At 60.3% G+C, this 20050-nt stretch carries 15 protein-coding genes; 8 read left to right on the top strand and 7 right to left on the bottom strand.

All coding sequences use genetic code 11. From position 1 onward, the window contains the following. Positions 1 to 127 precede the first annotated feature (127 nt). The gene (locus LOY55_RS20425; RefSeq protein WP_046032563.1) at positions 128 to 1999 is read left to right on the top strand and encodes a SurA N-terminal domain-containing protein; all 1872 of its coding nucleotides are present in this window, start codon (positions 128 to 130) and stop codon (positions 1997 to 1999) included. A gap of 227 nt (positions 2000 to 2226) precedes the next feature. Then, a complete protein-coding gene (locus LOY55_RS20420) occupies positions 2227 to 3060 on the top strand; it encodes a DUF2242 domain-containing protein (RefSeq protein WP_046032562.1) in 834 nt (277 codons plus the stop codon). A gap of 343 nt (positions 3061 to 3403) precedes the next feature. On the opposite strand, the gene LOY55_RS20415 is transcribed toward LOY55_RS20420, so the two are convergent. From LOY55_RS20415 to LOY55_RS20405, 3 genes are read right to left on the bottom strand one after another with little or no spacing between them, the layout of a single operon-like run. Beyond that, a complete protein-coding gene (locus LOY55_RS20415) occupies positions 3404 to 4444 on the bottom strand; it encodes an AraC family transcriptional regulator (protein WP_223522525.1) in 1041 nt (346 codons plus the stop codon). Positions 4445 to 4447: 3 nt separating this feature from the next. After that, positions 4448 to 5578, bottom strand: coding sequence for a nitrilase-related carbon-nitrogen hydrolase (locus LOY55_RS20410; RefSeq protein ID WP_223522526.1), 1131 nt, complete (start codon positions 5576 to 5578; stop codon positions 4448 to 4450). Between the two features lie 10 nt (positions 5579 to 5588). After that, the gene (locus LOY55_RS20405; RefSeq protein WP_158283926.1) at positions 5589 to 5726 is read right to left on the bottom strand and encodes a hypothetical protein; all 138 of its coding nucleotides are present in this window, start codon (positions 5724 to 5726) and stop codon (positions 5589 to 5591) included. Positions 5727 to 5878: 152 nt separating this feature from the next. Between LOY55_RS20405 and LOY55_RS20400 the strand changes: the two genes are divergently transcribed. From LOY55_RS20400 to LOY55_RS20380, 5 genes are all read left to right on the top strand, one after another. Next, on the top strand, positions 5879 to 6007 hold the full coding sequence (locus LOY55_RS20400) for a hypothetical protein (protein ID WP_258666518.1): 129 nt from the start codon (positions 5879 to 5881) through the stop codon (positions 6005 to 6007). A gap of 218 nt (positions 6008 to 6225) precedes the next feature. Further along, positions 6226 to 7383, top strand: coding sequence for an HD-GYP domain-containing protein (locus LOY55_RS20395; protein WP_223522527.1), 1158 nt, complete (start codon positions 6226 to 6228; stop codon positions 7381 to 7383). A gap of 51 nt (positions 7384 to 7434) precedes the next feature. Further along, positions 7435 to 11844 carry a response regulator gene (locus tag LOY55_RS20390; protein ID WP_223522528.1) on the top strand — a complete coding sequence of 1470 codons (4410 nt, stop codon included), beginning with the start codon at positions 7435 to 7437 and terminating at the stop codon, positions 11842 to 11844. A gap of 217 nt (positions 11845 to 12061) precedes the next feature. Further along, positions 12062 to 14101 (top strand): FAD-dependent oxidoreductase, encoded by a 2040-nt coding sequence (locus LOY55_RS20385; RefSeq protein WP_223522529.1) that lies wholly within the window; start codon positions 12062 to 12064, stop codon positions 14099 to 14101. An 85-nt stretch (positions 14102 to 14186) separates the two neighbouring features. Then, positions 14187 to 15104: a 1-aminocyclopropane-1-carboxylate deaminase/D-cysteine desulfhydrase gene (locus tag LOY55_RS20380; protein ID WP_223522530.1), complete on the top strand. Its 918-nt coding sequence runs from the start codon at positions 14187 to 14189 to the stop codon at positions 15102 to 15104. Positions 15105 to 15115: 11 nt separating this feature from the next. On the opposite strand, the gene LOY55_RS20375 is transcribed toward LOY55_RS20380, so the two are convergent. The 3 genes from LOY55_RS20375 to LOY55_RS20365 all read right to left on the bottom strand — a co-directional run bounded on the left by LOY55_RS20375 (position 15116) and on the right by LOY55_RS20365 (position 17987). Then, entirely contained in the window at positions 15116 to 15664 is a 549-nt protein-coding gene (locus tag LOY55_RS20375) for a cytochrome b (RefSeq protein WP_109786637.1), read from the bottom strand. Between the two features lie 188 nt (positions 15665 to 15852). Further along, the gene (gene phnX, locus LOY55_RS20370) at positions 15853 to 16680 is read right to left on the bottom strand and encodes a phosphonoacetaldehyde hydrolase (protein WP_223522531.1); all 828 of its coding nucleotides are present in this window, start codon (positions 16678 to 16680) and stop codon (positions 15853 to 15855) included. Positions 16681 to 16877: 197 nt separating this feature from the next. Continuing rightward, entirely contained in the window at positions 16878 to 17987 is a 1110-nt protein-coding gene (locus LOY55_RS20365) for a 2-aminoethylphosphonate--pyruvate transaminase (RefSeq protein ID WP_223522532.1), read from the bottom strand. 109 nt (positions 17988 to 18096) lie between these two features. Here LOY55_RS20365 and LOY55_RS20360 point away from each other — a divergent pair, with 109 nt between their 5' ends. Further along, positions 18097 to 18957: a LysR substrate-binding domain-containing protein gene (locus tag LOY55_RS20360; RefSeq protein WP_223522533.1), complete on the top strand. Its 861-nt coding sequence runs from the start codon at positions 18097 to 18099 to the stop codon at positions 18955 to 18957. Between the two features lie 119 nt (positions 18958 to 19076). Here LOY55_RS20360 and LOY55_RS20355 read toward each other — a convergent pair whose 3' ends face one another. Next, positions 19077 to 19949, bottom strand: a complete 873-nt coding sequence (locus tag LOY55_RS20355; RefSeq protein WP_109786634.1) for a LysR family transcriptional regulator — start codon at positions 19947 to 19949, stop codon at positions 19077 to 19079. Between the last annotated feature and the right edge of the window lie 101 nt (positions 19950 to 20050).

Raw genomic sequence — 20050 nt, 5'->3', positions numbered from 1 at the left:
TCGAACCCTCGGTCCGCTCCGCCAGTTACGAGAAGGCGCATCCCCGGATGCGCCTTTCTTCTATCCGGATTCTACCCACGCTCCACGGTTGCCTAATTTTTGAAGTTCAACCGTTTCTGGGGGACGCATGCTGCAGAATATCAGGGACAATTCACAAGGCTGGATTGCCAAGACCATCATCGGGGTCGTCGTTGCATTGATGGCTTTGACCGGTTTCGATGCCATTTTCAAGGCCACCACGCACAGCAATGATGCGGCCAAGGTCAATGGCGAAGAAATCAGCCAGAACGAGCTGAGCCAAGCGGTTGATATGCAACGCCGTCAGCTCATGCAACAGCTGGGCAAGGATTTCGACGCTTCCTTGCTGGATGAAAAAATGCTGCGCGAATCGGCCCTCAAAGGCTTGATCGACCGAAAATTGCTGCTGCAAGGCGCACAGAACTCGAAATTCGCTTTCTCCGAAGGCGCCCTGGACCAAGTGATCCTGCAGACGCCTGAATTCCAGGTCGACGGCAAGTTCAGCCCTGAGCGTTTCGATCAGGTGATCCGTCAGCTCGGTTACAGCCGTATGCAGTTCCGCCAGATGCTGGCTCAGGAAATGCTGATTGGTCAGCTGCGTGCGGGCCTGGCAGGTAGCGGATTCGTCACCGACGCCCAGGTGCTGGCCTTCGCTCGTCTGGAAAAACAGACCCGCGATTTCGCCTCCCTGAACGTCAAGGTTGACCCGGCGGCTGTGAAGCTGACCGACGATGAAGTCAAAGCCTACTACGACGAACACGCCAAGGAGTTCATGACGCCGGATCAGGTGGTCATCGATTACCTGGAATTGAAGAAGGCTTCCTTCTTTGATCAAGTCAGCGTCAAGGACGAAGACCTGCAAGCGGCGTATCAGAAAGAAATCGCGAACCTGTCCGAACAGCGTCGGGCTGCGCACATTCTGATCGAAGTGAACGACAAGATGACCGAGGCGCAAGCCAAGGCCAAGATCGAAGAAGTGCAGGCGCGCCTGGCCAAAGGTGAGAAATTCGAGGCCTTGGCCAAAGAGTTCTCCCAGGACCCGGGTTCGGCCAACAATGGCGGCGACCTTGGCTACGCAGGTCCAGGTGTCTACGACCCGGTCTTCGAAAAAGCCCTGTATTCGCTGAACAAGGATCAAGTCTCCGAGCCAGTTCGTACTGACTTCGGTTTCCACCTGATCAAGCTGTTGGGTGTGGAAGCACCTGAAGTGCCAACGTTTGCCAGCCTGAAAGACAAGCTGACCCGTGAGCTGAAAGCCCAGCAAGTGGAGCAGCGGTTCGTCGAGGCGACCAAACAATTGGAAGATGCCTCGTTCGAAGCGTCCGATCTGGCCCAGCCAGCACAAGACCTGAAGCTGACTGTTCACACCTCCAAGCCGTTTGGTCGTGAAGGCGGTGAGGGGATTGCAGCCAACCGTGCCGTGATCACCGCTGCGTTCAGTCCTGAAGTGCTGGATGAAGGTGCCAACAGCACCGCCATCGAGCTCGATCCGGAAACCGTGATCGTGCTGCGCGCCAAGGAACACCTCAAGCCTGCACAATTGCCGCTGGAAAGCGTGAATGTCGCCATTCGCACGCAATTGGCCAAGGAGCACGCCAGCTCTGCCGCCAAGACCAAGGCTGAACAGCTGATTGCCAGCCTGCGCGACGGCAAGACCCCGCTGGACAAAGCCATTGAAGGCCAGAACTGGAAAGTGATCGAAGCAGCGACCCGCGCTCAGGAAGGGGTTGACCCAACTGTGCTGCAAGCGCTGTTCCGGATGCCAAAACCAGCCGCCAAGGATAAGCCGTCCTTCAGCAGCGTGACCCTGGCCGATGGTAGCCTGGTGATCGTGCGCTTGAATAACGTGAACGAAGCGGCTGCGCCGACCGATGAAGAGAAGGCTCAGTACCGTCGCTTCCTCGCCTCGCGCATTGGCCAGCAGGACTTCGCGGCTTACCGCAAGCAGTTGGAAAGTGAAGCTGACATCAAGCGTTACTGATGCCTGATTAGCTCTTTGCTGCAAAAAGACCCTGGCCGAAAGGCCGGGGTTTTTTTTGCCAGGGGAAAGGCGAAACGGTTATCCGTCGCCCGATGTGGATGCGGATCGACTTTTTTACGTCAAAGGCAGTCTTTACACTTGTAACTGTTTTAAGACACTAATCGATACGCCGCTAAGCATCGATCTGTTGCACAATACGCCCCGGACCGTTTTCCTCAGGATGTTCAATGTTTAAATCAATTCCCATGCGCCTCGTCGGGTTGGCACTGGTGCTCGCTGCTGCTGCCGGCTGCTCGTCCAAGAAAGCCGCGATCTATGAGCATGAGAACTTCTCCGACTCCGGCACCTTTTCGCGCAATTACCCGGTGAGCGATGCGCAGACCTGCGAAGCCGCCCGTCGCGCCTTGCTCAGCCAGGGTTACATCATTACCAGCAGCGACCCCAAGTTGATCAGTGGGCACAAAAGTTTCCAGCAGACTGGCGAAACCCACATGGAGATCAGTTTCAGTGTGGTCTGTGCCGATGATGGCAGCGACGGGCACCACGCGACCATGTTTGCCAACGCCCTGCAGGACCGTTACGCGCTGAAGAAGACCAATAACTCCGCCAGCCTCGGTGTCGGTGTGTTGGGCTCGGTGTCGATGCCGATCGGCTCGTCCGACGACTCGATGGTCAAGGTCGCCAGCGAAACCGTTTCGTCGGCGAAATTCTACGAGCGTTTTTTCACGCTGGTCGAATTGTTCCTGCCACCGGAAGCGAAGAAAGCCGCACACATCGTCGAGAAACCGAAGACTGACCTGGGCGTGCCTGAAGCCAAAGCGGCGCCTGCAGCGTTAGCGCCAACGCCTGCGGAACCGACGCCAGCGCCAGCACCGGCTGCTGAGCCTGCACCGGCCCCTACGGCCTCTGAACCTGTTGCACCGCCGGTCGAAACCGCTCCGATTACCCCGGCACAAAACAGCGAACCGGCACCGACCGCAGAAGCTGTCACGCCGCCACCACAGTCGGACCTGCCGCCACCTAGCGAGCCGATTCCGGCCATGCCCATCTCTGGTCATTAAGCGTTTATCTACGGGGTCGGGTCAGACGACATCGATCCCGTAGGCGCTTAACGTTGATCTGCGTCAGCCGGGCCGTAGTCCTACAGCCTGTATCGAAAAAAACCTGTGATAAATTCCTGACCGCCTGCTACGTTTTATTGAGTAGCCGCTGAGCGGTGCACCTGCGTCATTTTTCTTTCACGGGGGCACTTTATGCTCAGGGTGTTGGTCATTTATTCAGGCATTTTTCAAGCGAGCACTGGGGGATTCAAAAATGGACGATTATCAAGAAGAGCTGCTCGAGTACCAGGCGTTTGAACTGGATCCGCTGGAACCCGCCGAAGACGCTACCGAGCTGTAAGCGTCAAGCGGATTGGCGATGACTGCGGCGAAACTCGCCAGGGGTCTGACCATTCCAGCGTTTGAAGGCCCGCTGGAAGGCTTCAGCTGAAGCGAAACCCAGCAGATAAGCGATTTCTCCGAACGCCAGTTCAGTATCGCGAATGTAGGTCATGGCCAGGTCGCGACGCGTGTCGTTGAGAATTGCGCGAAATTGCGTGCCTTCCTCGGCGAGTTTGCGGCGCAAGGTCCAGGTGGGCAGCTTCAGGCGTGCCGCCACTTCTTCCAGGTCGGGTTCCCGACCACCATTGAGCAACGGCCCCAGTAACTGAGTGATGCGTTCACGCAGGCTGCGGGTGCGGGTCAGTTGTTCCAGTTCCCGTTCACAGAGTTGCAGTAAATGCCGCCAGGTACTCGGGCAATGCTGCGGGTTGCGTTGGGCGAGGCTGGGCAGGCTCAGGCGCAGTTGGTTGTGCTCGGCGCCAAACTGGATCGGACAGTCGCCCAGCAGGCCATACGCCTCGCGATAATCCGGAGCATCGAATTCGATTTCTATGCGCTCTGCGCGCAGCGGGGCAGGGCTCAGGCTGGACAACTGCTGCAACCAGCCGGCGATGATCGAATCCACCACGAAGCGGTTGTAGGCGTTGTAGGGGGTGATGGAATAGAAGCGCAGCCATGCACCCTGAGCGTCTTCATGAAAACTCGACTGGCCGCGATAGTTAGAGCCGTACAAGGCTTCGAAGCGAATCAGGCAGCGCGCGGCTTCTCGAACGGTAGGCGCCTGGGCGGCCGTGACCCCGGCCAGACCCGCCTGGCTCAGGCGACTGAGCTGGCCCATGCGCAAACCCAGAGCCGGGTCATCCGTCAGTTGAATTGCACTGTGGCCCAGGCGCATGTAACGCGGGATCGACAGCCGGGCACCGGGCTCCGCCAGTCGGGCCGCATCCAGTCCGTATTGATCGAGCAACGGTTGAGGATCTACGCCATGGTTGTGCACGGCATCGGCCAGGCTATGGACGAAGCCCACCGACAAATCCCCGAGGCGCATCGGCTGCGGTTTCATGGGTTACAACCAGAGGTTCAACAACCGCGCGCCGCGGGCATTGCCGTCGGCGAACTGTTGACCGTTGTTGCTGAGAAAGCTTTGCCCGGCGCTGCCCCTGTCCCAGAACTGGCCGCGCAGGAACACGCTCATCCCGGCAATGGCCTGGCTGGAAGGCGATTGGCTTGTCAGTGTCAGGCGATGCCAGGCTTGACCTTCGCTCAGTTCGCCGGCCTTGAGGGTGACGGATTCGGGTGTCGGCAACCCTCGGTATCCCCGCCACGGTTTATCCCAAGTGTCGCGCCCGATAACGTACGCCGGAACGGCCACCAGTCGCACGCCCTGAGCATCGAGTTTTCGGTAGTTTTCCGGGTACCAACTGTCGCTGCCGATCAACACACCCAAGCGTCCGGCGGGCGTATCGATGACGTTGAGTGCCTGCAGGTCATTGGCCTTGATGTCGTCATGTTCCTCGAACACCGGATGCATCTGGCGTTGGGGTTGGCCGATCGGCACGCCGTCGCGCCCGAATATCACGCTGCTGTTGTACAGCGCACCGCGTCCGATTTTCAGCGTACCGTCAATGATGCTGGGCTCCGGCAGCACGATGGTGCCCGCCACCAGCGTCACATGAAACTCTTTCGCCAGCCCCCCGAACAGTGCCTGGTAATCCTTGGCCATGCCTTTGGCCTTCATCCGCAAATGAGCGTCGTCGAGACGGCTGCCGCCGTTGGCACTGAACAGTGCGCGGACAAACTTCAGGGGATTGCTCGCCGCCAGCCAGTTCATCGCTTCCTGGAGCGTGGTGGCCTGGTACAGCTCATCTTTTTCACCGCTGATCATCAGCCAGGTGCCGACATGTTCAGGCAGCACGACGATGGTCTTGTCATTCAACAGGCCCTCATCCAGGGCCTTCTGAAGATAGGCCGCGAGTTTGCGATGCAAGCGTTCGGGGCTTTGATAGTCGGTAGGGAACAGCTCAGGCTGGATGCCCAGCAGATTGCCGCGATCGGCGGGTTCGCCTTGATCAATGGCCAGGTTGATGCGCAGGTCCGACAGGTAATGGCCCACCGGACGATCCGCGGCCCACATGGCGTAGGTTGTCAGGGTGGCAACGATGGCCATGGAAAAGGTCAGGTACAAAAGTTTGCGCATGGGGGAGCAATCAACAGCCGTGTTCAGGGCATGGCTTTTCACCAGGATTTGGATCGAGGATAAAGCGAATCAATGGGTTAATGGGCAATTTTCTTTTTTCTCCGGACAATTCTTCGCTTTTTGGCCGAATGGAATCGGTGCTGGTCATGCTGCCGCCAAGTTACATAACGTACAGCGACCCTTAGTAAAGATCATCGCGCCGAAATTGAGGCAAGTGATCGCTGTGGGTGTTTTTACTGCTTAAGTGTGTTTTAGCCCGCAGAGGCATTCGTTCTGCCTGGCCCCTACACTGCGCGTAATGTGCCCCATGAACACCGCCAGTTGATGGATGCGGCGCTGGCCAAAGACATCGACAAGGCTTGCGAGTTGCTGGCCAGTCATTATCAGACCACGACCGATTCGGTGCTCAAGCATGCACTGCTGGGATAGCGGTGATGGCCTCTCGCTCAAGCTGCGTTGCAATGTTCGGGTTGGAAAGTAGCGGCGCATCACGACGTTGGCGCAACGCCTTGCGTGGTCATCGAGCATCTTTGTACGCGGCTTGACGCCGGGCAGCCCTGAAGAACTGCAGCTAAGCTCTCCTGCGCTGGGGCGGCGGTGGAAGTGTTGCCTCGGGATGTCTATTTCCGGCAAGGGAGCCCCCCGTCATGAGCGTCGAACAGCGTCATTACAGTCCGCCGACCCTGCTGGTGGTCGATGACACGCCCGATAACCTGATGCTGATGACGGATCTGCTCAAGGATCGCTACCGGGTCAAGGCCGCCAATAGCGGTGAAAAGGCCTTGCGCATACTTCAGGGCGACACACTCCCTGACCTGATCCTGCTTGACGTGATGATGCCCGGGGTGTCCGGCCATGAAGTGGCGCAGCAGCTCAAGCGCGACCCGCGTACCCGCGACATTCCGATCATCTTTCTGACGGCCATGGCCGCCACCGAAGATGAGATCCATGGCCTGGAACTGGGGGCTGTCGACTACATCACCAAACCGATCCGGCCGGCGCTGGTCCTGGCGCGGGTGGAGACCCAACTCAAGCTCAAGGCGGCGGCAGACTTCCTGCGTGATCACAGCGACTATCTGGAAAAGGAAGTAGCGCGCCGGACCCTCGAGGTGATTGCGATCCAGGATGTGGCCATCCAGGCCATGGCTTCACTGGCCGAGACGCGCGATAACGAAACCGGCAACCATATCCGGCGGACCCAGCATTACATCAAGGTGCTGGCGGAGCATCTGCGTGACCATCCGCGCTTCAGTCACTTTCTCACCGAGGACACCGTCGCCTTGTTGTTCAAGTCGGCGCCGCTGCACGACATCGGCAAGATCGGCATCCCCGACCATATCCTCCTCAAGCCGGGACGCTATACCGAGGAAGAGTTCGAGATCATGAAGACACATACTACGCTGGGGCGTGACGCCATACAGCATGCCGAGGACCAGCTCGGCATGCGCGCCGAGTTTCTCAGCCTGGCCAAGGAAATTGCCTACAGTCACCAGGAAAAATGGGACGGCAGTGGCTATCCGCAAGGGCTGGCGGGTGACGACATCCCGATTAGCGCCCGGTTGATGGCGGTGGCGGACGTCTATGACGCGTTGATCAGCCGTCGGGTCTATAAAGCGGGGATGCCCCACGGGCAGGCGGTCGAGATTATTCGTCAGGGGCGAGGCACGCACTTCGACCCGGACATCTGTGATGCCTTCCTGGATTGCCTCGACCAGTTCCAGACCATTGCCGAGCGTTTCGCTGATACCGATCAGGACATGGCCGTCCAGCGGGCGGCCCTGGAGCGTCTCGGCCAGACTCCGTGAACCCGCAATGGCCCCTTTGTCAGTAATTTCATCAGGTCCACGAGGATAGTCATGGCTGGATTGCGTACCCTGCTTGAGCGCCTCGCGCTACGGCACAAACTGATCCTGGGTTTTTCAGCGCTGCTGCTGTTGGTGTTGGTGCTCGGCGTGCAAAGCCTGCGCACCCAGCAATCGCTGAAGCAAAATATGCAGAACCTTTATCTGCAGGAACTGGTCGGCATGGAGCACTTGCAGGAAGCACGTGTGCAATTGCCGCATATGCTGCAAGCGCTGCAACGCGCGGTGGGCACCGACAGCGCGCAGATTCGCGTCGAATCCCTGCAGCAGTTGCACGAGATCCAGGAGCGCCTGCAACAGGCGGTGGCCCACGCCAAAGTGACCCTCAGGCGCGCGGAGAATCTGGCGCGACTCTCCGAGTTCGACCTGCTGCTGCAACAGTTGCAGCGTCAAAGCGACCAGGCCTTTGTAATGATCGACCAGGGCCAGCAGAACAAGGCGTTAATGCTGCTCAATAGCAGTGAATTCCAGCAACTGGCCCAGCAGGCCGATGGCCTTTTGTACGCGATCGCCCAGGTCAAGGAAGCCTCGATTCGCGACACGGCCAAGGACATTGCCGAGTTTGCCGAACGCAGTACCCTTCTGACCTACATCCTGTTGTTCGGTGGCTTGTCGCTGGCGTTGCTGTTGTCCTGGGTCGTCAGCCAGTCGATCCGCAATCCGCTCAACCGGGTGCGGGTGGCGGTAGACCAATTGGCCGCGGGGCAGCTCGATCAACCGATTCCCCACACCGACATGAACAACGAAACCGGCGATCTGGCGCGGGCCATCGCCAAATTGCAGACCGAGTCCCAACAACTTGAACGTCAGCGCTGGATCAAGGCGCATACCGCCCAATTGCAGGTCGATCTGCAGCAGGCAGAAACCCCGGCCGAACTGGCGCAGGTGTTCTTGCAATGCATGGCCGGCCTGCACGGAATCGGCCAGGGGGTGCTGTACAGCGCGCAGGAGGATTCTGGCACGCTGGCGCTGATGGGGGGTTATGCCACCGATTCCGAGCGGCCACCCGAAGCGCAGGTCAAGTTCGGCGATGGCCTGTTGGGGCAGTGCGCGGTGGATCGCGTGCCGCGTCAGTTTCAGGCGATGCCGGAGCAATACTGGCGGTTGCGCTCGCCGCTTGGCGAGGTCCCGGCCCGTTGCCTGCTGCTGCAACCCATTGTGCGTGGCGAGCGTTTGTTGGGCGTGCTCGAGCTGGCCGGGCTGGAACTCTTGGGCGAGCGTGAACTGCTGCTCTTGCAGGAAGCCACCCCGCGCCTGGCCGCGGCCATGGCGATTCTGGAGCGTAATCAGGCGGTCAAGACCCTGTTGGCGGAAACCCGGCGCCAGGCCAATGAAATGGCGGAACAGGCGCTGCAGCTGGAGCAGCAGGCGCAGGCACTCGAATCCCAGCAATCGGCGTTGCGCGCCACCGAGGCCTGGTATCGCGGCATTATCGAAGCGGCGCCGGACGGCATGCTGGTGGTGGATGCCGAAGGACAAATCCTGCGCACCAATCGCCAGCTGGATCAGCTGTTCGGCTATAGCGCCGGTGAGCTGCTCGGCGAAACCATCGATCGCCTGGTGCCATTGGCCAGTCGCGGGCGCCACGAGGCATTGCGCAAGGGCTTCATGGCCCACGGCGCCACTCGCCAGATGGGGGCCAACCTGGACGACCTGCAAGGCGTGCGCAAAGACGGCAGTCTGTTCTCGGCAGAGATCAGCCTGTCGCATCTGCCGAGCCTGGAAGGGGGCGGAGACTGCGTGTGCGCGTCGGTGCGCGACGTGAGCGAACGCCGTCATCTGCAGGCGGCACTCAAGGCCAGCGAGGCACAGTTGCGCGCAGTACTCGACAGCAGCCCGGTGGCCATGGAGATCAGGGACGTTGATGGCCGCCCGACCTACTGCAATCCGCAGTTCGACAGTTTGTTCGGGACTCGTCTGGCTGAGCTCGAAGGCACGGATCCAGCGCAGTTCTGGGTCGACCCGCAGGCCCACCAGCGCTTTCTCGAAGCGGCATCGCAAGGTGCAGTGCTGAACTTCGAGACCACTCTGCAGCGCGCAGGAGGCGAGCGCTTCGACGTACTGGTTTCGGCCATCACGATGACGCTGGGGGAGCGGGGCATGGGGGCCAATTGGTACTTTGACATCACCGACCGCAAGACCGCCGAGGCCGAGGTGCAGCGCGCACGGGAGGCTGCAGAAGAGGCGACCCAGGCCAAGAGCAACTTCCTGGCCACCATGAGCCACGAGATCCGCACGCCGATGAACGCCATCATCGGCATGAGCTACCTGGCATTGCGCACCGAGCTCGACCACCGCCAGCGCAACTACATCGAAAAGGTCCATCGCTCGGCGGAATACCTGTTGGTGATCATCAACGACATCCTCGACTTCTCCAGGATCGAGGCCGGCAAGATGCACCTGGAGCACATTCCCTTCCACCTCGAGGCCGTGCTCGACAGCTTTGCGAGCATGATTGGCTTGAAAGCCGAGGACAAAGGCCTGGAGTTGCTGTTCAGCACCGATGCCGAGCTGCCGACCGCCTTGATCGGCGACCCGCTGCGTCTTGGCCAGGTGCTGATCAACCTGGGCAACAATGCGACGAAGTTCACCGAGCAGGGTGAGATCGTGCTCGGCGTAGAGCAGCGGGGCTCTGCGGGAGAGCAGGCGCAGTTGCATTTCTGGGTACGTGACACTGGCATCGGCATGAACGCCGAACAATGCTCGCGCCTGTTTCAACCCTTCAGCCAGGCTGATAGCACCACCACCCGCAAGTACGGTGGCACCGGGTTGGGCCTGGCCATCTCCCGGCATCTGGTGGAGTTGATGGGCGGGCGCATTTGGGTTGAGAGCGAGCCGGGCCAGGGTTCCACTTTCCATTTCGAGGTGAGTCTGGGCGTGCAGCGTGACAGCCAGTTGCGGCGCATGGTGACCGCCGACGAATTGCTTGGCAGCCGTGTGCTGGTGGTCGATGACAACGCCAGCGCGCGCGAGATCCTGTCCAGCATGGCGCGCAGTTTTGGCGTGGAGGTGGACGTCGCGCAAAGTGGCAGGGCCGCACTGGCCATGCTGGTGGACGCTGAAGCCAAGGCGCTGCCCTATGATCTGGTGCTGATGGATTGGCGCATGCCTGGCATGGACGGTGTGGAGACGGTGCGGCAGATGCAGGCCGCTAAACTGGCGCATACGCCGTCGGTGATCATGGTCACGGCGTTCGGTCGCGAGGAGGCCCGCGAGGAAGCCAGTCGGCACGGCATTCAATTGCCGGTGGTACTGACCAAACCGGTGACGCCGTCTACGTTGCTTGAGGCACTGGGTACGGTGCTCGGCAAGACTCCCCAGGCCGATACCCGGGCCAGTGAGCGATTGGGCCAGAGCGCCGGCGCCATGGCCCGCCTGCGTGGCGCGCGACTGCTGTTGGTGGAAGACAATGAGCTGAACCGCGAGCTGGCCTGTGAGCTGCTGGAGAGCGCCGGAATCGAGCTGTGCCTGGCCGTTCACGGCGCAGAGGCGCTCGACCAACTGGAATATGACGCAGACTTCGATGGTGTGTTGATGGACTGCCAGATGCCGGTGATGGACGGCTATACCGCGACCCGCAAGATTCGTGAGCAGCCACGCTGGGCGAATCTGCCGGTGATCGCCATGACGGCAGACGCCATGATGGGGGACCGTGAGCGGGCGCTGGCCTGCGGCATGAACGACCACATCTCCAAACCCTTGAACGTTGATGACATGTTCGCCACGTTGGCCAAGTGGATACATCCGCGCGCTGACCGTGGCGCGATGTCGGCCGACGTTTCGCCGGCCACCTCGGTGTCAGCAACGAGCCTGCCAGCCAGCCTTCCCGGTATTGATTTGAACGCGGGCCTGGGCACCTGCATGGGCAAGGTCGAGCTCTACCTGCGCCTGCTGCGCAAGTTTCGCTCCAGCCAGCAGGATTTTTGCGCTGAGTTCCTGGCTGCCCAAGGTCAAGGCGATCCGTTGGTGACGGTCAGGCTGGCCCATACCTTACGCGGTACGGCGGGCAACATTGGTGCCGTTGAAGTGGCGAACGCAGCCGCCGCGCTGGAGCAGGCGTGTCTGAACGATGGGGCGAGCGATGGAACGGAGCAGGTGCTGGCTGACCGGCTGGCGGAGGTTGAGCGCTGCCTGACAACAGTGCTGGAAGGATTATCGGTGATCGACGAACCGACATCGTCCGCAGACTCATCAATCGCGCCACCGGGCAGCGAATGGCATGCGCAGTTGGCCCAAGCCCGGTCGCTGCTGGCCGAGAGCGACACCCAGGCGCTGACGGCCTTGCTCAAACTGCAGGGGCTGGTTTCAGACCCGCGGATGACCGAGCAGCTGCTTCGGGTTGTCCGGCAAGCGGAGCGCTTCGATTTTGATCAGGCGCTGGAGTTGCTTGAAAACCTGTCCTGATAATTGAAGTGGATTGAGCCCACTCCTGGTCATTCATGCACTTGCGAAGTAAAGCGGCATTGCGAGATTAGTCATGGGGTGCTGCACATTTCGATCATTAAGTTGTCAGTTTCGGTCATTGAGCGGTAGTGGTTCGACTCTTAGTCTGTCCACCATGACTGACGGGAGCCAAAGAGCTCCTGCACTTTTTCCGTGATCGCTCGATGTGGAGTTACAAATGGCCGCCGCTCACTACCCGCACCTGTTGGCCCCGCTGGACCTGGGTTTTACCACGCTGCGTAACCGTACCCTGATGGGGTCGATGCACACTGGCCTTGAGGAAAAGCCCGGTGGATTCGAGCGCATGGCGGCGTACTTTGCCGAACGTGCCCGTGGCGGCGTTGGCCTGATGGTCACCGGCGGTATCGGCCCGAACGATGAGGGCGGGGTGTATTCCGGTGCCGCCAAGCTGACCACCGAGGAAGAAGCGCTCAAGCACCAGATCGTGACGCGCGCGGTGCACGAGGCGGGCGGCAAGATCTGCATGCAGATCCTTCATGCCGGGCGTTATGCCTACAGCCCGAAACAGGTCGCACCGAGCGCCATCCAGGCGCCGATCAACCCGTTCAAGCCCAAAGAGCTGGACGAGGAAGGCATCGAGAAACAAATCAGCGATTTCGTCACCTGTTCGGTACTGGCGCAAACCGCCGAATACGACGGCGTCGAGATCATGGGCTCCGAAGGTTATTTCATTAACCAGTTCCTCGCCGCCCACACCAACCACCGCACCGACCGTTGGGGCGGCAGCTACGAGAACCGTATGCGCCTGCCGGTGGAAATCGTGCGCCGGGTGCGTGAAGCGGTCGGTCCGAACTTCATCATCATCTTCCGCCTGTCGATGCTCGACCTCGTGGAAGGCGGCAGTACCTGGGAAGAAATTGTGACGCTGGCCAAGGCGATCGAACAGGCCGGCGCGACCATCATCAACACCGGCATCGGCTGGCACGAAGCGCGGATCCCGACCATCGCCACCAAAGTACCGCGCGCGGCGTTCAGTAAAGTGACCGCCAAGCTGCGCGGCTCGGTGAGCATTCCGCTGATCACCACCAACCGTATCAACACCCCGGAAGTGGCCGAGCAGATTCTGGCCGAAGGCGATGCCGACATGGTGTCGATGGCGCGGCCGTTCCTCGCCGATCCGGACTTCGTCAACAAGGCCGCTGAAGGTCGCGCCGATGAAATCAACACCTGCATCGGTTGCAACCAGGCGTGCCTGGATCACACCTTCGGCGGCAAATTGACCACTTGCCTGGTCAACCCACGCGCTTGCCATGAAACCGAGCTCAACTACGTGCCGGTGCAGCAGATCAAGAAGATCGCCGTTGTCGGTGCCGGGCCTGCGGGCCTGTCCGCCGCGACCGTGGCCGCCGAGCGTGGTCATCAGGTAACGCTGTTCGATTCGGCCAGCGAAATTGGCGGTCAGTTCAACATCGCCAAGCGTGTGCCGGGCAAGGAAGAGTTCTACGAAACCATCCGCTATTTCAACCGCAAACTGCAGACCACCAACGTCGAGGTGTGCCTGAATACCCGTGTCGATGTGGCGAAACTGGTGGAAGGCGGTTATGACGAGATCATCCTGGCCACCGGCATCGCGCCAAGAACGCCGGCGATTCCAGGTGTTGAAAACGCCAAGGTGCTGAGTTACCTGGACGTGATCCTGGAGCGCAAGCCGGTGGGCAAGCGTGTGGCGGTGATTGGCGCCGGCGGTATCGGTTTCGACGTGTCGGAATTTTTGGTGCACCAAGGCGTGGCCACCAGTCAGGATCGCGAAGCGTTCTGGAAGGAGTGGGGCATCGATACACACCTTGAAGCCCGCGGTGGTGTCGCCGGCATCAAGGCTGAGCCACATGCACCGGCACGTGACGTGTTCCTGCTGCAACGCAAGAAATCCAAAGTCGGCGACGGCCTGGGTAAAACCACTGGCTGGATTCACCGGACCGGTCTGAAGAACAAGCAAGTGCAGATGCTCAACAGCGTCGAGTACTTGAAGATCGACGACGAAGGCCTGCACATCCGCATCGGTGAAACCGGCGAGCCGCACGTGCTGCCGGTGGACAACATCGTGATTTGCGCTGGCCAGGATCCGTTGCGTGAGTTGCAGGACGGACTGGTCGCGGCTGGCCAAAACGTGCATTTGATCGGTGGCGCCGACGTGGCGGCAGAGCTGGACGCCAAGCGGGCGATCAACCAGGGTTCGCGGTTGGCTGCCTTGCTGTAATCCACACACTCCTGTGGTGAGGGGCCAAGCCCTTTCACTACAGGGCTGCTGCTAAGATGCCGGATCTTCTCGTGGATCCGGCATCATGCTTTTTCCTTCCAGCCACTGGCTGCCCCAAGCCCCCCTCGAACCCCTTCATCTCGATTGGCTCACCGCCGCCGGTATCGAGGTCGCGATCCTGCGCCTGGACCAGATCGATCCGCTGATCAGCGGCAACAAGTGGTTCAAGCTCATCGAACACCTCAACGCCGCTGACCTCGCGGGTGCCAACGGCATCATCAGCCTGGGCGGTGCGCACTCCAACCATCTGCATGCATTGGCTGCTGCAGGCAAACGCTTCGGTTTCCGTACCGTCGGGCTGCTGCGCGGGCATGCGCAAGACACGCCGACGGTGACGGATTTGCAGGCGTTCGGCATGCAATTGCATTGGTTGGGGTATGGCGGTTATCGAGCGCGCCATGAGCCGGGTTTCTGGCTGCCATGGACAGAACAGTATCCCGACCTGCAACCCGTGCCCGAAGGTGGCGGGGGGCTGCGTGGCGCGCTTGGCTGCATGCAACTCAAGGCCCAGGTCTGTGAGCGACTGAACGACCTGGGCTGGAGCGATTACGACGGCTGGTGGCTGGCCTGTGGCACCGGCACGACCCTGGCGGGTCTGGTGCTGGCCGAGGCCGGTGAGCGCAAGGTGTATGGGGCGATGGCAGTGCCCGATGATCACGGCGTTGCGCAAAACGTCGAATCCATTCTGCAGGAGGCGGGTTTGCGACTGCACAACTATGAGCTGCTGGACGCCAGTCGAGGCGGTTTTGCCAAAGTCGATCAGCCGTTACTCGACTTCATCGAACAGACCGAACTAGCCGGCGGCGTGCCTCTGGAGCCGTTGTACACCGCCAAGGCGCTGCTGACGCTCAAGCAGAACGTCGAGGCTGGACGCTTCAAAAAGGGCATGCGGCTGATCTTCATCCACACCGGCGGCTTGCAGGGCCGCCGGGGATTTGTGTAGCAGGGCTGCGTTCAGTTGCGCTTGGGCATCATGCGCAGCAAGGTGTTATCCCGCACCACGTAATGGTGATAAATCCCGGCTACCGCGTGCAGGCCAATCAGCCAGTAGCCGATAGTGCCACCGAGCTCGTGCCAGCCCTGGAGTTCTTTGGCGAATTCCTTGTTTTCGGCGACCAGCAACGGCAGATCAAAACCGTAAAACATCACTTGATTGCCCTTGGCGCTGGTCACCAGCCATCCCAGAATCGGCATGGCGATCATGAAAATGTACAGCGCCCAGTGCATCAGCTTGGCCAGCGTGGTTTGCCAGTGAGGCGAGGCGGGGAAGATCTGCGGCGCCGGGCCGAAGCTGCGAGCGAACAGCCGCAGCCACACCAACACGAACACGGTCAGGCCGAGCATGAAGTGTGATTCGACGATCAGGGTCCGGCCGCCACTGCCTTTGGGAAAGATCCCGCGAAACTCGATAGAGGCGTAAACCAGCGCCAGCAAGACCAGCATCAACCAATGCAGCGTGATCGATACCGTGCTGTAGCGTGATTCGGAATTCTTCCAGGGCATACGGTGTTCCTCACAGGTCTGGTCTAAAGCCACCGTTCTTGTTCGACGGTGTTCCTTTACTGTAATCCGCTTTGATGGATTTGCCTGCGGCTATTTGTCGTTGCAACGCTCTGGATCAAGTGATTGGCCAAAAAAAAGCGCCCGTTCCGCGAAGAACTGGCGCTTTGATCAGCGGCAAAATTTCAACATCAGCTGTTTTGCGGCATTTCACCCTTGGCCAGACGCTTGTTGATGTCGGCGATGACTTCTGGCAAATCGGTGATGGTGTCGATCATGTAGTGCGGGCGCGAGTCTTCGAACATGGCATGGATGCGCTTGCGTTCGCTGTCCAGTTTATCGCTGCCCAAGGCGCGGTAGCCTTCGTAGTCCAGGCCCAGCGCGTTGCCCGAGCAGATCAGCGCCACGGTCCACATGCCGGCGCGGCGACCTTCGAGAATGCCCGGCACGGTGTCGTCGATCTTCACGCAAGCTGCGACATCGTCGATGCCCAGCGCAATCACGTTGGCCAGGGCTTGAGCCGGCCAAGGGCGGCCGTTGGGCACTTCGTCAGTGGCCACCACGTGATCGGCGACGTAACCATTGGTGGCCGCCAGCTCGACCACTTTGTCCATGACCTGTTTCGGGTAACCGGAGCAGGAACCGATCTTGATCCCTTGCTGGCGCAGGTTGGCGATGGTGTCCAGGGCGCCTGGAATCAACGCCGAGTGCTCGGCGATTTTTTCGATCTGCAGCGGCATGAAGCGTTGGTAGATGGCGGTGACGTCATCGTCGGTTGGCGTGCGGCCGAACACGGCGCGATAACGCTCCGCGACTTGCGGCTGATCGCACAGGGTGCGGATGTGGTCCCACTTGCCCATGCCCATCGGTCCACGGGCTTCTTCGATGGAAACCTGGACGTCGAATTCGGCGAAGGCTTCGACAAAAATCTGGGTAGGCGCGAAAGAGCCGAAGTCTACGACGGTGCCGGCCCAGTCGAGGATGGCGGCTTGCAGCTTGGTTGGGTTTGCGTAGTTCATGTCTCAAATCCTGTCTGTTGGAATGATGAGCAAATCTATGTAGCAGCTGCCGAGCTTGCGAGGCTGCGTTCGGCTGCGAAGCAGTCGTGAATTCGGGCGCTGCGGTCTATCAGGTAAACCCTGTGTAATGGGTTTACGACTGCTTCGCAGCCGAACGCAGCCTCGCAGGCTCGGCAGCTGCTACAGATGCCTTTGAATCAGATTTCGAGGACTTCCATCTCGCGCAGCACTTCGGCGACGGCCGCCACGGCCGCGTGCATCTCGGCCTGGTTGACGTGGCCGATGCAGCCGACGCGGAAGGTTTCAACCTGGGTCAATTTGCCCGGGTAGAGGATGAAACCCTTGGCCTTGACCCGTTCGTAGAATTCCTTGAACTGGTAGCGCGGATCTTTCGGTGCGTGGAACGTGACGATGATCGGTGCCTGGATCGCGGCGGGCAGAAAACTGCGCAGCCCCAGCTTCGCCATGTCATCGAGCAGCACCTGGCAGTTGTTGGCGTAGCGTTGATGCCGCGCCGGTAAGCCACCTTCTTCGTTGTATTGCAGCAACGCTTCGTGCAGCGCCGCGACCACGTGGGTCGGCGGGGTGAAGCGCCATTGACCGGTCTTGGCCATGTAGGTGTGCTGGTCGTAAAGGTCCATCGCCAGCGAGTGCGAGTTGCCGGCGGCGTTGGCCAGGGACTCTTTGCGGGCGAAGACAAAACCCATGCCCGGCACGCCTTCCAGGCATTTGCCTGAAGCGGCGATCAGCGCATCGAATGGCACCTGTTGGGCGTCAACCGGCAGGGCGCCGAACGAACTCATGGCGTCGATGATCAGGCGTTTGCCGTGTTGCGCAATGACGTGGGCGATTTCCGGCAGCGGGTTGAGGATGCCAGTGCTGGTTTCGCAGTGAATCAGGGCGACGTGCGTAATGCTGGTGTCGGCGTGCAGCAGGCGGTCGACGTCGGCGGCGGTGGTGGGTTCGTCTTCAGCGGTTTCGAAGGTGCTGAAGGCGCGGCCGAGCACTTCGCAGATTTTCGCCAGGCGTTTGCCGTAGGCGCCGTTGATCAGCACCAGCACCTTGCCGTCACGAGGCACCAGCGTGCCGATCGCGGCCTCGACAGCAAAGGTGCCGCTGCCTTGCAGGGGCACGCAATGGTGGCTGTCGCCGCCGTTGATGATTGCCAGCAGTTGTTCACACAGGCTGGCGGTCAGTTGATTGAAGCGGTCATCCCATGAACCCCAGTCGACCATCATCGCCTGACGGGTGCGGGCCGATGTGGTCAGTGGGCCGGGGGTGAGCAGGATGGGTTCGGCAGTACTCATTCTCGTGTCCTCGCATTCGATGGGATGAAGCTACGGGACATAAATTGCAATTTGCGGTTGTATCAATCAAATTGTTTGTTGTTATGCCAGCCATCAGTGAGAGTTATTCATGAACCTGTTCCAGCTTCGGGCCTTTGATGCGGTGGCCCGTGAAGGCAGCTTCACCCGTGCTGCCGCGCGGTTGTTCATCAGTCAGCCGGCGGTGACCGGGCACATCAAGGCCCTGGAGGAGCATTACCAGATCACCTTGTTGCGACGTACCGCTCGTCGAGTGGAACTGACGGAGGAGGGCACCAAACTGGCGGCGATCACCCGGGCCATGTTCGGCCTGGCGGAAGAGGCGCAAGTGATGCTCGAAGCGAATCGGCAGTTGCTGACCGGGCGCCTGGAAGTGGCAGCGGACGGCCCGCACATGGTGATGCCGATGCTGGCCAGTCTGCGCGCACGCTATCCGGGGATCACCGTGAACCTGCGGCTGGGCAATGCTCAGGAAACCCTGGCGGCGTTATTGTCCGAGCATGCCGACGTGGCAGTACTGACCGAGGTTGAACCGCGCAAAGGCCTGCATTTGCAAGCGTTGAATGAATCGCGAATTTGCGCGTTGGTGCCGCAAAATCATCCGTGGTCCAAGGCACCCAGCGTCAAGCTCAAGGAGCTGGATCAGGTGATCATGGTGTTGCGTGAGCCGAGTTCGATTACGCGACGCACGTTCGATGACGCGTGTGCGACGGCGAAGGTCAATCCACGGGTGTTGCTGGAGCTGGACAGTCGTGAAGCGGTGACCGAAGCCGTGGCCGCCGAGTTGGGGGTCGGTGTGGTGTCGTCGGTGGAAGTCAGCCATGACCCACGGGTGGCGGCAGTGCCGATCATCGGCGAGGGGCTGGTGAACCGGCACATGATCGGGTGCATGGAGCGGCGGCGGGATTTGCGCTTGATTCAGGCGTTTTTCGGGTTGGCGCCTGTCAGTTAGACCGCGGCGCGGCTATCGCGGGCAAGCCCGCTCCCACAGGATGCGCGGTGGAATCGGCTTCTGTGATCGACTCAAATCCCTGTGGGAGCCGGGCTTGCCCGCGATGGGGCCTGACCTGCCTACACCAGACTCTCGCGAACCATCTCCAGAAACGTCGCCACGACCCGTCGCGAACTCTGCTCGCGCAAGCACACCAGCGTCTCCGTCAGACGCCGCGTGCAATCGGTAATCGGCAACGCGCAAACCCTTGAGTCGGCACCGAACTCGGCGGCCGACACCACGCCAACCCCAATCCCCACGACCACCGCTTCGCGCGCCGCTTCGCGGCCTTCAACCTGAATCGCCGGGCGAATGCGGTACCCGGCGCGGGCCATTTCCTCTTCCAGTGTCTGGCGGGTCACCGAGCCGATTTCCCGTAGCACCAACGGTGTGTCGTCCAGGTCCGCGAGGCAAATCGACTCGCGATCGGCCCACGGGTGATTGCGTGAGACAAACGCCACCATCGGGTCATTGCGCAGGGGCAACGAGATCAGCCGCTCATCACTGACATCCCGACCCAGCAGCGCCAGGTCGGCCTGATAGTTGAACAGGCGAAACAGCGACTCATCGGTATTGCCGGTTTCAATCTTTACGCTGATGCCGGGGAAGCGTTCGCAAAACCTTGCGATCTGCGGCAGCACATGCACCGGCGCATCCACCGCGAGGATCAGGCTGCCGGTCTTCAACGCCTGGGAGTCGTGAAGCAACTCCTGCGCCTCGGCTTCAATGACGAACAACCGCTGGGTGATGCTCAACAAGCGTTCGCCCAGGTCGGTCAGGCGCACCGAGCGTTTGTTGCGGTGGAACAGCAACACAGCAAATCGCTCTTCAAGTTTGCGCACCTGGTCGGAAATGGCCGGTTGTGTGAGAAAGAGCCGTTCGGCGGCTTTGGTAAAGCTTCCGTGGACGGCCACGGCGTGGAAGGCTTTGAGCTGGGCGTGGGAAACCGACATCGAAAACCTCCAGTAACAAGCTGAGCTTATTTTGGAAATACGATAAATCGATTTCACTTATTATTCAGTAATTGTTTCTATCCGTTTCAACCCCGTGACTG

It is taken from the genome of Pseudomonas sp. B21-040, assembly GCF_024748695.1.
GTDB lineage: Bacteria > Pseudomonadota > Gammaproteobacteria > Pseudomonadales > Pseudomonadaceae > Aquipseudomonas.
This window is presented reverse-complemented; position numbering and strand designations above follow the sequence as displayed.

What these genes read in the sequence shown, in the direction of transcription:
- LOY55_RS20395 (WP_223522527.1), top strand. Translation starts at nt 6,226, where the DNA reads ATGAGCGTCGAACAGCGTCATTACAGTCCGCCGACCCTGCTGGTGGTC.
- LOY55_RS20405 (WP_158283926.1), bottom strand. Translation starts at nt 5,726, where the DNA reads ATGACCAGCACCGATTCCATTCGGCCAAAAAGCGAAGAATTGTCCGGA.
- LOY55_RS20385 (WP_223522529.1), top strand. Translation starts at nt 12,062, where the DNA reads ATGGCCGCCGCTCACTACCCGCACCTGTTGGCCCCGCTGGACCTGGGT.
- LOY55_RS20380 (WP_223522530.1), top strand. Translation starts at nt 14,187, where the DNA reads ATGCTTTTTCCTTCCAGCCACTGGCTGCCCCAAGCCCCCCTCGAACCC.
- LOY55_RS20375 (WP_109786637.1), bottom strand. Translation starts at nt 15,664, where the DNA reads ATGCCCTGGAAGAATTCCGAATCACGCTACAGCACGGTATCGATCACG.
- phnX (WP_223522531.1), bottom strand. Translation starts at nt 16,680, where the DNA reads ATGAACTACGCAAACCCAACCAAGCTGCAAGCCGCCATCCTCGACTGG.
- LOY55_RS20415 (WP_223522525.1), bottom strand. Translation starts at nt 4,444, where the DNA reads ATGAAACCGCAGCCGATGCGCCTCGGGGATTTGTCGGTGGGCTTCGTC.
- LOY55_RS20390 (WP_223522528.1), top strand. Translation starts at nt 7,435, where the DNA reads ATGGCTGGATTGCGTACCCTGCTTGAGCGCCTCGCGCTACGGCACAAA.
- LOY55_RS20360 (WP_223522533.1), top strand. Translation starts at nt 18,097, where the DNA reads ATGAACCTGTTCCAGCTTCGGGCCTTTGATGCGGTGGCCCGTGAAGGC.
- LOY55_RS20420 (WP_046032562.1), top strand. Translation starts at nt 2,227, where the DNA reads ATGTTTAAATCAATTCCCATGCGCCTCGTCGGGTTGGCACTGGTGCTC.
- LOY55_RS20365 (WP_223522532.1), bottom strand. Translation starts at nt 17,987, where the DNA reads ATGAGTACTGCCGAACCCATCCTGCTCACCCCCGGCCCACTGACCACA.
- LOY55_RS20425 (WP_046032563.1), top strand. Translation starts at nt 128, where the DNA reads ATGCTGCAGAATATCAGGGACAATTCACAAGGCTGGATTGCCAAGACC.
- LOY55_RS20355 (WP_109786634.1), bottom strand. Translation starts at nt 19,949, where the DNA reads ATGTCGGTTTCCCACGCCCAGCTCAAAGCCTTCCACGCCGTGGCCGTC.
- LOY55_RS20410 (WP_223522526.1), bottom strand. Translation starts at nt 5,578, where the DNA reads ATGCGCAAACTTTTGTACCTGACCTTTTCCATGGCCATCGTTGCCACC.